The sequence below is a fragment of the Priestia endophytica DSM 13796 genome, assembly GCF_900115845.1.
Lineage (GTDB): Bacteria > Bacillota > Bacilli > Bacillales > Bacillaceae_H > Bacillus_I > Bacillus_I endophytica.
The window spans coordinates 261,013-275,240 of record NZ_FOXX01000005.1 but is presented as its reverse complement, the minus strand read 5'-3'; the positions used below and the strand labels follow the sequence as shown (position 1 = coordinate 275,240).

Below are 14,228 nucleotides of genomic sequence, written 5' to 3'. Positions count from 1 at the left end.
TTACAAAGGGATTCCCACCTTTGGTAAAAGTTTATTCCATAATAATACTTTATAATATATAAGTTATACTATATAATGTATACTATACGTATTAGACCTTCTCAAGAATGTGAAGGTCTGTATTTCTTGCATGAATTTCTTGGCTAATTTATTTAAAAAGTTTAGAAGCACTATTAATTGTTTTATTTTTGTTTTAAGTTCATTATTATATGTATCTCAAAATTTTTGATAGGTTTGAATCTGTATTTTTTTTACACTTTCTACCTCTACATGCTTGTGAAAAAGTTTGTGCACTATTTTACAAACTTTTTTGTAGGTGTCTAAAAATCAAGCGTAATGCTTAAAGTAAAGGAGAATTGGATATGTCAGAAACAATCACTCAAGCAAAAACTGATCAAGAACGATCAAGATTTTCTGCTAGCCAAGAACAACTTGATGTACTCGATCAGCTATTAAAACCTGAGGTTCAAGAATCTCTAACAACACTAGTTGAGGAGCTTCCAAAGTTAACTGAGCTTGTTAGCATCTTATCTAAGTCTTATGACTTTGCACAATCAGTTGCAACTGATGATGTCCTAAAAAGTGACACAGTTGGAGCAATCCAAGAGCTTGCTGAGCCGGTAGTTCACACAGCTAAAAACCTTGCAGCAACTGCTATTGAGGCAAAAGATCGCGCAGACGAAAGCAAAGAAGTAATTGGTATCTTTGGCTTAATGAAAATGCTGAAAGACCCTCAAGCACAAAAACTATTCCGTTTTGTAAATGCTTATCTACAAGTTTCAGCTGAACGCGAAAACAAATAGTATTTTTCATACTCAATTAGTAAAAACGGAGGAACTAACATGTCAAAAAAAATTGTCATTCTAGGCGCTGGTTATGGCGGAGTTTTAGCAGCTTTAAATGTTCGCAAACACTTTAGTAAATCAGAAGCAGAAGTAACAGTTATTAATAAATATCCTACACACCAAATCATTACAGAGCTACACAGACTTGCAGCAGGTAACGTATCTGAGCAAGCTGTTGCTATGCCTTTAACAAAGCTTTTTAAAGGTCTTGATATCGATCTTAAAATCGCTGAAGTTGAATCTTTCTCTGTAGACAATAAAGAAATCAAACTAGGCGACGGTTCTACCCTAACTTACGATGCTCTTGTTGTTGGTTTAGGAAGTGTTACAGCATACTTTGGTATCCCTGGACTTGAAGAAAACAGCATGGTACTAAAATCTGCTGCAGATGCTAATAAAATCTACAAGCATGTTGAAGAGCGTATTGCAGAATATGCAAAAACTAAAAATGAAGCTGATGCAACAATCCTTATCGGCGGTGGCGGTTTAACAGGTGTTGAACTTGTTGGTGAATTAGCTGACATCATGCCTAAACTTACTCGCAAATACGGTGTTGACCCTAAAGCAGTAAAACTTAAACTTGTTGAAGCAGGTCCAAAAATCCTTCCTGTTTTACCAGACCACTTAATCGAACGCGCAACTTCTAGCTTAGAAGCTCGCGGCGTTGAGTTCTTAACAGGTCTTCCTGTAACAAACGTTGAAGGTAACACTATTGACCTTAAAGATGGTCAAAAAGTTGTTGCTAACACTTTTGTTTGGACAGGCGGAGTTCAAGGTAATCCACTTGTTGGCGAAAGCGGTCTTGAAGTAAACCGTGGTCGCGCAACAGTGAACGACTTCCTTCAATCAACATCACACAAAGATGTATTTGTTGCTGGAGACAGCGCGGTTGTATTCGGCCCAGAAGGTCGTCCATACCCACCAACAGCTCAAATTGCTTGGCAAATGGGAGAACTTATCGGTTACAACCTTTATGCTTTCTTAGAAAACAAAGATCTTGAAACATTCTCTCCAGTTAACTCTGGTACACTTGCAAGCTTAGGCCGCAAAGATGCAGTAGCAACGATTGGAGCAAACTCTACTCCACTTAAAGGGCTTCCTGCTTCTCTAATGAAAGAAGCAAGTAACGTTCGTTACTTAACTCACATTAAAGGTCTTTTCAGCTTAGCTTACTAAGTTAGACAAGCTCTCTATCTATACGATAGGGAGCTTTTTTTATTATTTGTACACTTTTCTCTTTTTATGATGTTCTTGCCTAAATTACTTTTTTCCTTCATACACTAACAAGAGTTCATTTTTTTGTGACAATTTCTGTCTGGAACATTGTAGTTTGGAGAACAGTTTCATTTAAAAGGAGGAATTTTAGTGTATTATTACCCTTACACATATCAACCTTACCCATATGCCCCCCTTTATCGATTTCAGAGCCTGCCTACTGTACGTCCTAATCAATTTAAAAATTCTGCCCAAACAATGAAAAGATTACTAAAAGATGCTGAGAGCATGACAGAAGCTATCCACTCTTCAAATGAGCTAGCTTCCTCTATCATGCAGGCTGCTCAAAAGTCAGACATCGTTCGAGTTAGAAGACTGTTACAAGTGTATATTAGAAACTCTAATTTCAACCTTCATTTTAATCCTGATGGCCTGATTGTTACACTAGTAGACTTATCTAAAAAATGCTGTCAGCTTCAACTTTCTTTTTTATGGGGAGAACTATGACCAGCTATATCGCTCTTCTTTCCATGGATTTCCATAGTGATGATAGCCATTTTTCTCCCAAAAACCTAATTGCTCTTCTGCTACAAATTCAATTCTCCGCAGCCATTTTGCACTCTTCCAGAAATAAAGATGTGAAACAACCGCTCGGAGTGGAAAGCCATGTTCAGGTGTAAGAGGTTTCCCTTCATAAGAATGAGCTAGAAGAGTTTTCTCATGCAGAAAGTCTTGAATTGGCAAATTTGTTGAGAACTCTTCCTCAGCATGTAAAACTACAAATTTTGCAGAATCATTGACTTTAATAGAAGACAACAAATCCTTTGGTGTAATACCTTCCCACATATTGTTCAACTTAGACCAGCCAGTCACACAGTGTATATCGTTTTGCAAGCGCGTTTGAGGCATATCAAGAAGCTGTTGATACGTATACGTCATCTTTTCATCGACAAGTCCATCAATCGTTAAAGTCCACTCTTCTAAATCGCGATAGTAGGGAACATTGCCATGGTGAAGAACGGGAAAGCGGGTTGTTTCTTGCTGTCCTGGAGGGATGTTTGCATTGTGTGTTTTTTTAGGCTTACCGAAATACATGTATCTTCTCTCCTTCTATAGTTAATTCCATAATAAAAAGCGACATCGAGATGTCGCTTTTTATTATATACTTATTCTAACCTTAGTTTTCATTTATAAAACCATTGCGGCAATCCAACCAAATATAATTAGAGGAATATTATAATGAATAAATGTTGGGATAACAGTTTCCCAAATGTGATTATGCTGTCCATCCACGTTTAGACCCGATGTTGGTCCAAGTGTACTATCTGAAGCTGGAGAACCAGCATCACCAAGAGCACCAGCTGTGCCAATAATAGCAAGAGTGGCAATAGGACTAAAACCAAGCTGAACACAGAGAGGAACAAAAATAGCTGCAATAATTGGAAGGGTTGAAAAAGAAGAACCGATTCCCATTGTAACCAACAAACCAACAATTAGCATTAGAAGTGCACCAAGAGATTGGTTATTGCCAATCAAATCTGCTGCATATGCAACTAAAGATTCAACATCTCCTGTTTTTGTCATTACAGCGGCAAAACCTGCTGCTGAAATGATAACAAATCCAATAAAAGCCATCATGCGCATTCCATTTGTAAGAAGCTCATCTGCTTCTTTAAAATTCATTGCCCCACTTATAAGTAAAATAATGATTCCCGTAATAGCTCCAAAAATCATGGCTCCTTCTGTATCCAGTGTTAAAAGCTGAACAGTAAGTGCTGCTAACACAGCTACAACAGCTGTAATTAAACTACGTTTTGAATATTGAGCTTTTTCATTTGTTTCTATATATTCAATAGTGTCATATTCTCTTGGTTTTCGATAACTAAAGAAGATAGCAATCAGCAAACCAACAACCATACCAAGAGCCGGAATTGCCATTGCAGCCGGAATGTCTTCTACGTTTACCTTTAGTCCGCCAGCTGTAACTGTTTTGGCAAGAATATCATGATAAATCTTACCAAATCCTGCTGGTATAAACATATAAGGGGTGATTAATCCAAAAGTCATAACACAAGCGATAAGACGACGATCAAGATGAAGCTCATTGAAAACTTTCAAAAGAGCTGGAATTAAAATTGGAATAAAAGCAATATGAACAGGAATAACATTTTGAGAAAAACAAGAAATAACTAGAATTAGTAAGACAACTAGCACTTTAGAGAATGCCTTCTTCTTCGTATCATTCGAGTTACCGATAATTCTCAATGTTCCATCTACAACTGCATCAGGTAAACCTGTTTTTGTTAAAGCAAGAGCAAATCCTCCAAGTGTTGCATAACTCAACGCAACTGTTGCGTTGTCACCTAATCCTGATGAAAATACATTTATCGTTTCTTCTACACCCAATCCACCAATGATGCCTCCTGCAAATGCACCAACAATAAGAGCAATTGTTACATTAACTCGTAATGCACTTAAAATAAGCATAATGAGGACTGCAGCAACAACTGCATTCATAATTAAACCCTCCAAAAATCCTTTATCGTGATAAATTACTAAAACACTAAAGACATTCTTAATTATAATACGAAAGATAAAGTTGTCAATGGGATGCTACAAATTTAATATATTCCATTATTCTACAGTGCTTATTTTTTTAAAAAAGAGCCTTAAGTAAAAAGGCTCTTTCAAATCTCTTTATTTTGTTTCACTATCAAATCGTTCTACAGCAGCAGCAAGCGTGCGCACCATAACTCCTGTTGCACCACTCGGACCAAGTGATCCGGATTTCTTCGTAACAGAAGTACCTGCTATATCTAAATGAACCCAAGGTGTTTCTTCAGCAAATTCTCCAATGAAGGCGCCCGCCATAATAGCATGACCTTCACGACCAGGAGAGTTATTCAAGTCTGCTATTGCACTGTTTCTTACTCTTTTCTTGTCACGTTCAAAAATAGGTAGCTGCCACATATCTTCCTGTGCTTCTACACTTGCTTCAGCTACTTTTTCATACCACTTTTGATTGTTTGTCATTGCTCCTGTTGTTTCCTCTCCAAGTGCAACAATGACTCCCCCAGTGAGTGTAGCAACATCAATTAAATATTCTGCTCCATGATGCTTAGCATACGTAATACCATCTGCTAAAGCAAGGCGCCCTTCTGCATCTGTATTCAATACTTCAATTGTTTTACCACTCATCGCTGTAATCACGTCATCAGGCTTAAACGCACTCGCACTTACCATATTATCAGTGGAAGGAATAACAGCAACTACGTTTTGGTTTGGACGGATCTCACCAATAACTTCCATTGCTCCAAGTACAGACGCTGCGCCTCCCATATCTGTCTTCATTCCAACCATGCTTTGGCGAGGCTTGAGAGAATAACCTCCTGTATCATACGTAATTCCTTTCCCTACAAGACCAATAACGTCTTTCCACTCTTTTTTTCCTTGGTATTTTAAAACAATCATTTTTGGTGGCTCAACAGATCCTTTGTTAACAGCAAGGAGTGCTCCCATACCGAGCTTTTCCATATCTTCTTTTTCAAGAATCTCCACTTCAAATTCATACTTTTCGCCAAGTTCTCTTGCATATTGAGCAAGATCTGTAGCTGTAAGCATATTTCCAGGAAGATTCACAAGCGTGCGCGCTGAGTTTGTAGCCTTCCCATATATGTATCCTGTCCGAACCATATTCTCTATCTCTTGGTTATCTTCATCTGTCAAAAGAGTCACTTTTTCAATACGTTTGGCAGGCTCATTCGATCGACGTTTATAATCATTAAATTTATATGTTGAAAGTGGGAGTGCTTCGCTCAATGCATAAGCACACATATATTCATTTATTGCATCAGTTTCAAAAGAAGACAATGCAATTGATACTTCTGATATACCACATTTTTGAATGTGTTGAAAAAGTTCACCAAATCCTTCTTTTAGAGAAGAAGCCGTCATCTCTTTTGGTCTTCCTAATCCGACGAAGAAAATTCTTTTTGGATCTATTTTCCCTAGCGTTGGAATCTTTGTAATAGCCTTATTTCTCACTTCAATATCTCCGCTTTTAATAAGGTTACGAATATCCAACTGTTCATCAAGGTCAGCCAGAATGCCATCAAATGGTTTTGTTTGTTTAAAGACACCCACAACGAGGGCTTCTGTTACTTCTGTTAGATCTGCGCTCTTTTGAATGTGAAACATATCTTACCATCTCCTTTTTACTTTATTTTTATCATATCACTATTGCAAGCATGACGAAAAATAAGAACTTCTTTAAACAAACGTATGTTTAAAAGTAAAAAGGGACGGATATATAAGGAAGTGAACGAAATCTCTACATTTTATAACTAAGATACGAGTAAATATCATAAAATAAGACGACATACACACATACCTTCTTAATAAAGGAGCAATGCCCCTTATGGATTTATTATTGAATTATCCGCTCATTAGTGCTCTTGTTGCTATCTTCTTCGCTCAAGCCGTTAAAGTTCCATTAGAGTTTCTTGCAACAAGGAAATTTGATGTACGCCTTGCTTTTAGTACAGGCGGCATGCCTAGTTCACATTCAGCAGCTGTTACATCCCTTGCAACAGCTGTCGGCATTAGCGAAGGATTTTCTTCTCCCTTTTTTGCTATCTCTTTTGTACTTGCTGTAATCGTTATGTTTGATGCAACAGGAGTTCGCAGACATGCAGGAGAACAAGCTATTGCTATTAATCGACTTGTGGAAGATTGGAACACATTTATGTCTGAAGCTAAGAAATGGCCTAAAAAAGAACAGCAAGAAAAACAGCAAAAGTTAAAAGAATTGTTAGGTCATCAGCCAATTGAAGTTTTCTTTGGGGCTTTAACAGGAATTATTATCGCTATCATTATGTACGGTATTTATAATTTATAAAGATATCAAAAAGCGTGAAGAACTTTCTTCACGCTACGACTTTTCATCGATATATTGCTGTCTGAATACTTTCATTGTTTGATCTTCATTCCATACTTTCATCTGTTTTTCTGTTAATGTTCCATTTCCTTCTTTTACAACATAAACATCAAGTAATTTCTTTCCCCATGAAGCATATACGTCTTCGACTGTTTCATAATATAAATCAAGTTTTTCTCCTTTTATAGCTCCACCTTTGTCTGCCACAACCCCATAACCATATCCAGGGATAAACAAAATAGTACCGATTGGAAAGACAGTCAAATCTGCTGCAATTGTAGAAAACATATCTCTTTGTACTTTAACACCTGAATATGTAATTCCATATGACGGATGTGTTGGCTCTTTTCCTGTTGATTCATAGCCTGCTGTGTATCCTGTTGCCGTAACCTTGACTTTTCTATATTTAGACCAATCAAAGCTTCCTTCAAGTGTTTGTTCATCAACATCAGTTGGAATTTGTTGATTAAGTTGATTCACAACCCTGCTTTCTCTTACATGATTCTTTTTCTCTTCTTTAGAATTAGCACTTACTTGTTCACTTGAAGATAAAGAGGAGACCTGCCTTCCTGTTATACTTTCAAACGTTGTTAAAAGAGCTCCACATAGAAGTAGCCCCATGATGAATCGTTTAATATATAGTTTTTTTACCATCTTTTTCATCATTCCTCCCACCAACATAGTTTTTACCATGTTGTAGGAGAATTATTCGCAGCAATCAAGATAAAAAACGTCAAAAACCGAGAGAGGTTTTTGACGTTTTTAAAACATTCGATATCCTTTTGATCGAAGTGTTCGAATAGCAATTCCGGAACAAAGAGCTCCTATAAAACCAGAAGATAAAATAACGATATCTGCTAGCTTAAGTGAAAGCACTTGATTTCCTACATGTGTTAATGAATGAAGGGGCTGAAAGATATACTGAGTCATTTCAAGGTTATCAACAATAAGAAGAAAGACAATTGGATAGATAAAAGCCATAACCCATGACATTCTTAAAATCATATTAAGCAGGAAACCGATTCCAAAAAAGAGTACAAAAAATAAAAGTATGGAAATTATTAAGATTGGAACACTCATTTCCATTTCCATATCCCCCCTTGCCTTTTATTGCAAGCTCTTTATTCTTCTTCACTTTTCTTTTTCTCTATTAATTCTACAATTCCTTCTCCTTCACAAAACAAACATTGTTCTGTTCCGCCTACAAGGAGAGTTAAGAAACCATGGCCTTTACAATGATCGCAAATCATCTATAAACCACCTTTCCGAAAATTCAGATTAATTTTCGTGTTAGAGAAAAGCAAAGGGGTTTTCCTCTGCCTTTCTCATGACTCTTAAAAGAAGTTAAATTTTCCTTTCTTAAGCAAGAGTCCTGGCCCTCCTTCAAGGAATAGCGCTCTATTATCAACAACTTTTTTCATTGCTGAAGCACTTGTTCCAAATAACTTACGCCCAAACACAACCCCAATAGCATCATCGTGACCTAAAGAGCATACTGTTCCTTTTAAGTCTGGCTTAAAGGTTTGAAGTTCTGTACCGCCTTTGATGAGAGTAGTAATATTTTTCGCAGCAACAGGTCCTTGCTGCATAGCAACTTGAGCTGTTGGTGGGTAAGGTTTGTCTGTTTCATCATTAATAACAAGTGAGCAATCCCCAACAATAAATACACCCTCAGCTCCTGGAGCACGCAAATCTGGACCAACTTTCACACGACATCGATTATTTTCAATGCCTGTTTTTTCAATAATATGGCTACCACGCACACCAGCTGCCCATACAACTGTTTTCGATTTGATTTCTTCTGTTTGATCATCTTTAGAAACAATGATTCCCTCTGGTGTACATTCTTTAATCATCGTCCCAATCTTAAATTCAACACCTTTACGCTCAAGCTGTGTTACAGCATATTCGATAAGCTGTGGATCAAAACCTGGAAGAGCAGTTGGAGCTGCTTCTACGCAAATAATGCGAACTGTATCACGAGGAATGTCAAACTCTTTACAGAGCTTTGGCACCCTATTTGCTATCTCTGCTACAAACTCAATGCCTGTGAATCCTGCTCCTCCTACAATGATAGTCATCATACCTTCTGGTTTTTCTTCCAAGTTATTGTATGTTGCAAAAGTATAGTCAAGATGCTCACGGATTTGACGAGCAGTATTAATATTAGAAATAGAAAAGGCGTGTTCTTTTAATCCTTTAATACCAAATGTTTCAGACTCATATCCAAGCGCAATTACAAGATAGTCATATTCTATTTCTTGATTGTTTTTGAGTATAACCTTCTTTTGTTCAATATTAATATCTGTAACCGTATCTTTCATAAATGTTACTTTGTTTTTATTAATTAAGTCTGTCACGCTAACACGAGCACGATCGTGATGAAGCGTCCCAGCTGAAACTTCGTGTAGCCATGTTGTTTCATAATGATAGTCATTTTTATTAATTAAAGTGATTTCAGCTTCATTGACGCCTAGCTGTTTTTGTAAGTGAATCGTCGTCATAATGCCGCCATACCCAGCACCTAGAACAACAACTTTAGGCTTCTTCATTTTAATCACATCCACCTTTTTGTTAGAATTTTATTCATGTATTTATGCTTCACAGATGTATTTTCCCTTATTGTAAGCATTTGAATATATTCCTATCCCTTTCAAAACGTTAAGGTAAATAATTGTTGTGAATTTATTCACGAACCTAACTATAAAAGAATGAACTACCATTAAATATTTTCAAAAATTAGATAATAATGTTTGTAAAACATGATATGATGTTTCTTAAACTTTTTCAAGGACATTTTAGTATGAACAGAGCATTTTAGGCTACTCTATATTGGATCTCTTGCTATCCCACTTAGGATAGAACTACTGTTGCATAGGGTTTCCTTCTGTAAGCATTTTCAATTTACCTAGGCTCAAAAAATTTGTGTTTTTTCTAAAATCCTTGTATAGTATGATAATAAATCATTAAATGATAATCATTCTCATTGTTATTGTGTTTGCTAAACTTCTTTCTACCTTATGCTACGGTAAGGAAAGGTTTAACTAATTTTATAAATTTAATACGTGTTTTTTCACATGTGTTTCTACATATTTTCACATTTTTGAAGGAGGAACTCATCTTGAAAGAAGATCAACAAGTCTTTGATATTACTGTTATTGGTGCGGACCAACAGGTTTATTTACAACTTTTTACGGCAGTATGCGCCAAGCAAGTGTAAAAATCATTGAAAGCTTACCACAGCTTGGTGGTCAACTTTCCGCATTATATCTAGAAAAATACATCTATGGTGTAGCTGGATTTCCTAAAATTCGTGCTGGTGAGCTTGTAAACAACTTAAAGGAACAAATGAATCAATTCTCACCATCTGTTGCTCTCGAACAAGCTGTTCAATCTGTTGAAAAACAAGCTAATGGCGTGTTTTTCAACAGATAAAGAAGTTCACTTTTCAAAAACAATTATCATTACAGCAGGAAATGGTGCATTCCAACCTCGTAAGCTTCAAATCGAAGGTGCTGAACAGTATGAATCTAAAAACCTTCATTACTTTATTGATGATTTAAACAAGTTTGCAGGACAACGTGTGATGATTTGTGGCGGCGGAGACTCTGCAGTTGACTGGGCTCTTATGCTTGAACCGATTGCTGAAAAAGTAACACTTGTTCACCGTCGCGATAAGTTCCGTGCACATGAGCATAGTGTAGAAAAATTAATAAACTCTAAAGTTGATATTAAAACACCATACATTCCAGAAGAGCTTGTTGGTGAGGAAAATATTAAACAAGTTGTTCTTCAACATGCTAAAAATGAAGAAAAAGAAGTTATTGATATTGATGCATTAATCATAAACTATGGTTTTATTTCAGCTCTTGGCCCAATTAAAGACTGGGGGCTAGAAATTGAAAAGAACTCTATTGTTGTAAATACAAAACAAGAAACAAATATTGAAGGCATCATCTAAGCAGCAGGAGATGTTTGCACATACGAAGGAAAAGTTAAGCTTATTGCTTCAGGTTTTGGTGAAGCTCCAACAGCTATAAGCAATGCTAAAGCTTACATCGATCCAAAAGCGCGCGTACAACCTGCACATAGTACATCTCTTTTGCTCAATAAAAAAGACGCTCAGATGAGCGTCTTTTTTAGCATTCTTCAGGTGATCCCGTATTTGTTGCCGTACGGAATGAAGAACCACAGCCACATGAAGCAATAGCGTTCGGATTTTCAATCGTAAATCCTCCACCAAGCATGGACTCTTTGAAATCTATTGTTGTGCCGTTTAAGATAGCTGCATCTTCTTTTGCGACAATCACTTTAATTCCATGTTGCTCTAGCTGCTCATCTGCTTCTGTTGGAGCTTCTTCAAACCCCATTCCATAAGACAAACCGCTACAGCCTCCGCCTTTTACACCAACGCGCAAGTAAGAGCCTTCTTCACCATGCTCTTTCATCATATCTTTAATTTGATGACTTGCTGCTTCGGTAATGATTACAACGTCTTTCATTTCTAGCCCTCCTTTTTACACATAAAAGGTGTTCTCTTTATAGTATACTATTCCTTCGATAGTGGAACAAACGATACCTCTTAATAATAGTACTCACCTTTGCAAACGGTTTTCGCTTCACCTTTCATAAAAACGTCTCCATCACTTTTCCACTCAATTGTTAAGTCGCCCCCAGCTAGATGAACAACAACAGGGACATCCCGCTCTACTTTATCATTTAAAACAGATGACACAACAGCGGCACATGCTCCAGTACCACACGCTTGTGTAATACCTGATCCTCTTTCCCATACGCGGAAATGAACTTCCTTCTCGTTCACAACTTCTACAAATTCTACATTTACTCCCTCTGGAAAACGTTCATCTTTTTCAACAATAGGACCAAGCGTTGTAAGAGGTGCTTCTTCAATATAATCCACATAGAAAATAACATGAGGGTTGCCCATTGAAACAGCCGTAATATTGTACTCTTGCCCAGCAAAGGTAGCCTTTTCGTTCACAATGCTTTCTACGCTTTCACCTTTCATCGGGATTTGTTCTCTTGATAAACGTGGTTTCCCCATATTTATCGTTACTTCTTCAACTATCCCTCTATCAATGTGAACATATGCTTGAACAATTCCTGACAACGTCTCTATTGCAAATTGTTCAGACTCTACAATTCCATTTTCATAGGCATATTTAGCAACACAGCGCAGACCGTTCCCACAGTTTCTTCCTTCTGAGCCATCGTTATTAAAAATGCGCATTTTTACAGGAGCTACCTCTGAAGGACAAATTAAAATCATTCCATCAGATCCAATGCCTTTATAAATATCAGATACGCTTACTGCAAGTGATGCTAATCTTTCTTCTTCAATTTGTTCTTTGAACATATCAACATAAATATAGTTATTCCCTAGTGCATGCATTTTTGTGAAGTTAAACTTTTTCATCATTTCCTCCAAATTTTCCGTTTTTTCTAGTATAAAAAAAACAAGTTCGGAGCACAATAAGGATATCCCCCGTTTTTAGCTCCTTGGATTTGATCAGGGAGTTTTTTTTATGAAAAAAAGCAAAAGACCTAAAAAGCCTTTTGCCTTAAAACATTGGATTTTCTTCTATAAACGTATACACATTTTTCACAAGTTCATCTGGGGATTCAGCTTCAACTACTTCTCCATTCACCATCGCATATAAAGAATGTGCACATTGTCCACAGTACCCTAAACAGCCATATTCAATAACATCGAGGTCTGGATCTTTCTCAAGCTCCTCTAATGCCTTTTGAGAACCGTTTGCTAAATTACTAATGCAAAATTCTACAATTGGTTTAATCATTTTTTCACCTCTTCTCATTATACCCGCTTCTCATTCATACTATAGTAAAAAAATAAAATTTCATCTATACCTTAAAATCCTAACACTTCTTTAAATAGGTGTTAATTGTTCACTTATTTTAGTTTGTTCTCTCTTTCGCGTCAAATATTATCTACTAAATCATATCAATATACAAATCTATTAACAAAGCTTGTGATTTTTTTTCAATTTGGCTATACTTTTAATGTGTTTTTGATTTAAAATGTTATCAAGAAACCTTTTTACACCGAATTATGTTACTCCATTTACAATATACATAAAACTTTAAAGGGGAAATTGCTATGAAAAAGTTTGTTATTCTCGGTGGCGGTTACGGTGGTATGCGCATGCTTCAGCGCCTTCTTCCAAACGCATTGCCAAATGATGTTGAAATTACGCTTGTTGATCGAGCGCCTTATCATTCTTTAAAAACTGAGTTTTATGCGCTTGCAGCAGGGACGATTTCAGACCAGCATGTTCGCGTTTCCTTTCCAGATGAGCCTCGTTTAAACATCAAATATGGAACCATTGTAAACATTGATCTTCAGAACAATCTCGTCCATTTTGAAGATGGAAGTACCCTTTCTTATGATGATCTTGTAATTGGCTTAGGCTGTGAAGACAAGTATCATAACGTGCCTGGAGCACCGGAACACACATATAGTATCCAATCCATTGATCAATCTCGAGCAACATATCAAACACTAAACAACCTTCCTCCACATGGCGTTGTATCTATTGTTGGTGCTGGTTTAAGCGGAGTTGAGCTTGCAAGTGAGCTAAGTGAAAGCAGACCAGATTTAACAATTAAACTTTTCGACCGTGGTGCCCTTATTTTATCCGCATTTCCTGAGCGTTTAAGTAACTATGTACAAAAATGGTTTGTAGAAAATGGAGTCGAAATTGTAAGCAAGGCAAATATTACAAGAGTAGAAGAAAACAAGCTTTACAATCATGATGAAGAGATTTATAGTGATGCAATCGTATGGACTGCAGGAATTCAGCCAAGTAAAGTTGTTCGTAACTTGGATGTAGAAAAAGACCCTCAAGGTCGTGTTATCCTCACTCCTCATCATAATATTCCAAACAATGAACATGTATATGTATTAGGTGACTGTGCAAGCCTTCCGCATGCCCCAAGTGCACAGCTTGCGGAAGGCCAAGCCGAACAGATTGTTCAAGTTCTTCTTTCTCGCTGGAAAGGTGAACAGCCTCCTGAACTTTCAACAATTAAGCTTAAAGGAGTGCTCGGCTCTCTTGGAAAGAAACACGGATTTGGCTTACTTGCAGAGCGTCCTATTACAGGTCGTGTTGCTCGCCTCTTAAAGTCTGGTCTTCTTTGGATGTACAAACACCATAATGGATAAAAAAAGGCGGTTAGCTTATACTAGC

15 protein-coding genes and 1 pseudogene are annotated in these 14,228 nt (G+C 36.9%); 6 read left to right on the top strand and 10 right to left on the bottom strand.

Translation table 11 applies throughout. The features are described 5' to 3' along the window. The first annotated feature begins 362 nt into the window (after positions 1–362). The 3 genes from BM012_RS12085 (at position 363) to BM012_RS12075 (ending at position 2,567) form a co-directional block, all read left to right on the top strand. Entirely contained in the window at positions 363–803 is a 441-nt protein-coding gene (locus BM012_RS12085) for a helical membrane plugin domain-containing protein (RefSeq protein WP_061804585.1), read from the top strand. Positions 804–842: 39 nt separating this feature from the next. Beyond that, positions 843–2,021: an NAD(P)/FAD-dependent oxidoreductase gene (locus BM012_RS12080; protein WP_019395054.1), complete on the top strand. Its 1,179-nt coding sequence runs from the start codon at positions 843–845 to the stop codon at positions 2,019–2,021. A gap of 189 nt (positions 2,022–2,210) precedes the next feature. Next, entirely contained in the window at positions 2,211–2,567 is a 357-nt protein-coding gene (locus BM012_RS12075; RefSeq protein WP_061804586.1) for a YuzC family spore coat inner layer protein, read from the top strand. Here the strand turns inward: BM012_RS12075 and BM012_RS12070 are convergent. The 3 genes from BM012_RS12070 to BM012_RS12060 form a co-directional block, all read right to left on the bottom strand. After that, positions 2,562–3,155 carry a sulfite oxidase-like oxidoreductase gene (locus BM012_RS12070; RefSeq protein WP_061804587.1) on the bottom strand — a complete coding sequence of 198 codons (594 nt, stop codon included), beginning with the start codon at positions 3,153–3,155 and terminating at the stop codon, positions 2,562–2,564. The two genes, BM012_RS12075 and BM012_RS12070, sit on opposite strands and share 6 nt — an antisense overlap. Before the next feature lie 93 nt (positions 3,156–3,248). Next, complete coding sequence (locus BM012_RS12065; protein ID WP_061804588.1) at positions 3,249–4,577, bottom strand: Na+/H+ antiporter family protein; 1,329 nt, start codon at positions 4,575–4,577, stop codon at positions 3,249–3,251. Between the two features lie 180 nt (positions 4,578–4,757). Continuing rightward, complete coding sequence (locus BM012_RS12060) at positions 4,758–6,257, bottom strand: leucyl aminopeptidase (RefSeq protein ID WP_061804589.1); 1,500 nt, start codon at positions 6,255–6,257, stop codon at positions 4,758–4,760. Between the two features lie 220 nt (positions 6,258–6,477). On the opposite strand from BM012_RS12060, the gene BM012_RS12055 reads away from it, so the two are divergent. Beyond that, the gene (locus tag BM012_RS12055) at positions 6,478–6,957 is read left to right on the top strand and encodes a divergent PAP2 family protein (RefSeq protein ID WP_061804590.1); all 480 of its coding nucleotides are present in this window, start codon (positions 6,478–6,480) and stop codon (positions 6,955–6,957) included. Between the two features lie 33 nt (positions 6,958–6,990). Here the strand turns inward: BM012_RS12055 and BM012_RS12050 are convergent, their stop codons facing one another. The 4 genes from BM012_RS12050 to BM012_RS12040 all read right to left on the bottom strand — a co-directional run bounded on the left by BM012_RS12050 (position 6,991) and on the right by BM012_RS12040 (position 9,548). Further along, a complete protein-coding gene (locus BM012_RS12050) occupies positions 6,991–7,659 on the bottom strand; it encodes a 3D domain-containing protein (RefSeq protein WP_061804591.1) in 669 nt (222 codons plus the stop codon). Between the two features lie 99 nt (positions 7,660–7,758). Further along, entirely contained in the window at positions 7,759–8,082 is a 324-nt protein-coding gene (locus tag BM012_RS12045) for a YuiB family protein (protein ID WP_061804592.1), read from the bottom strand. 35 nt (positions 8,083–8,117) lie between these two features. Beyond that, positions 8,118–8,246 (bottom strand): YuiA family protein, encoded by a 129-nt coding sequence (locus BM012_RS26405; RefSeq protein ID WP_019395046.1) that lies wholly within the window; start codon positions 8,244–8,246, stop codon positions 8,118–8,120. 84 nt (positions 8,247–8,330) lie between these two features. Beyond that, positions 8,331–9,548 carry an NAD(P)/FAD-dependent oxidoreductase gene (locus tag BM012_RS12040; protein ID WP_061804593.1) on the bottom strand — a complete coding sequence of 406 codons (1,218 nt, stop codon included), beginning with the start codon at positions 9,546–9,548 and terminating at the stop codon, positions 8,331–8,333. Positions 9,549–10,117: 569 nt separating this feature from the next. Between BM012_RS12040 and BM012_RS12035 the strand changes: the two are divergent. Then, positions 10,118–11,110: pseudogene (locus BM012_RS12035) on the top strand (NAD(P)/FAD-dependent oxidoreductase); the annotation flags it as partial. Positions 11,111–11,135: 25 nt separating this feature from the next. On the opposite strand, the gene BM012_RS12030 reads toward BM012_RS12035, so the two are convergent. The 3 genes from BM012_RS12030 to BM012_RS12020 form a co-directional block, all read right to left on the bottom strand. Then, positions 11,136–11,498: a HesB/IscA family protein gene (locus BM012_RS12030; RefSeq protein WP_061804594.1), complete on the bottom strand. Its 363-nt coding sequence runs from the start codon at positions 11,496–11,498 to the stop codon at positions 11,136–11,138. Positions 11,499–11,578: 80 nt separating this feature from the next. After that, positions 11,579–12,433, bottom strand: coding sequence for a diaminopimelate epimerase (dapF, locus tag BM012_RS12025; RefSeq protein WP_061804595.1), 855 nt, complete (start codon positions 12,431–12,433; stop codon positions 11,579–11,581). A gap of 145 nt (positions 12,434–12,578) precedes the next feature. Further along, entirely contained in the window at positions 12,579–12,818 is a 240-nt protein-coding gene (locus BM012_RS12020; RefSeq protein WP_061804596.1) for a YuzB family protein, read from the bottom strand. A 320-nt stretch (positions 12,819–13,138) separates the two neighbouring features. Here BM012_RS12020 and BM012_RS12015 point away from each other — a divergent pair, with 320 nt between their 5' ends. After that, a complete protein-coding gene (locus BM012_RS12015) occupies positions 13,139–14,203 on the top strand; it encodes an NAD(P)/FAD-dependent oxidoreductase (RefSeq protein WP_061804597.1) in 1,065 nt (354 codons plus the stop codon). Positions 14,204–14,228 lie beyond the last annotated feature (25 nt).

Coding starts and splice junctions, on each gene's coding strand:
- BM012_RS12020 (WP_061804596.1), bottom strand. CDS start 12,818: ATGATTAAACCAATTGTAGAATTTTGCATTAGTAATTTAGCAAACGGT.
- BM012_RS12050 (WP_061804591.1), bottom strand. CDS start 7,659: ATGAAAAAGATGGTAAAAAAACTATATATTAAACGATTCATCATGGGG.
- dapF (WP_061804595.1), bottom strand. CDS start 12,433: ATGAAAAAGTTTAACTTCACAAAAATGCATGCACTAGGGAATAACTAT.
- BM012_RS12015 (WP_061804597.1), top strand. CDS start 13,139: ATGAAAAAGTTTGTTATTCTCGGTGGCGGTTACGGTGGTATGCGCATG.
- BM012_RS12040 (WP_061804593.1), bottom strand. CDS start 9,548: ATGAAGAAGCCTAAAGTTGTTGTTCTAGGTGCTGGGTATGGCGGCATT.
- BM012_RS12060 (WP_061804589.1), bottom strand. CDS start 6,257: ATGTTTCACATTCAAAAGAGCGCAGATCTAACAGAAGTAACAGAAGCC.
- BM012_RS12030 (WP_061804594.1), bottom strand. CDS start 11,498: ATGAAAGACGTTGTAATCATTACCGAAGCAGCAAGTCATCAAATTAAA.
- BM012_RS12055 (WP_061804590.1), top strand. CDS start 6,478: ATGGATTTATTATTGAATTATCCGCTCATTAGTGCTCTTGTTGCTATC.
- BM012_RS12045 (WP_061804592.1), bottom strand. CDS start 8,082: ATGGAAATGAGTGTTCCAATCTTAATAATTTCCATACTTTTATTTTTT.
- BM012_RS12065 (WP_061804588.1), bottom strand. CDS start 4,577: ATGAATGCAGTTGTTGCTGCAGTCCTCATTATGCTTATTTTAAGTGCA.
- BM012_RS12070 (WP_061804587.1), bottom strand. CDS start 3,155: ATGTATTTCGGTAAGCCTAAAAAAACACACAATGCAAACATCCCTCCA.
- BM012_RS12080 (WP_019395054.1), top strand. CDS start 843: ATGTCAAAAAAAATTGTCATTCTAGGCGCTGGTTATGGCGGAGTTTTA.
- BM012_RS12085 (WP_061804585.1), top strand. CDS start 363: ATGTCAGAAACAATCACTCAAGCAAAAACTGATCAAGAACGATCAAGA.
- BM012_RS26405 (WP_019395046.1), bottom strand. CDS start 8,246: ATGATTTGCGATCATTGTAAAGGCCATGGTTTCTTAACTCTCCTTGTA.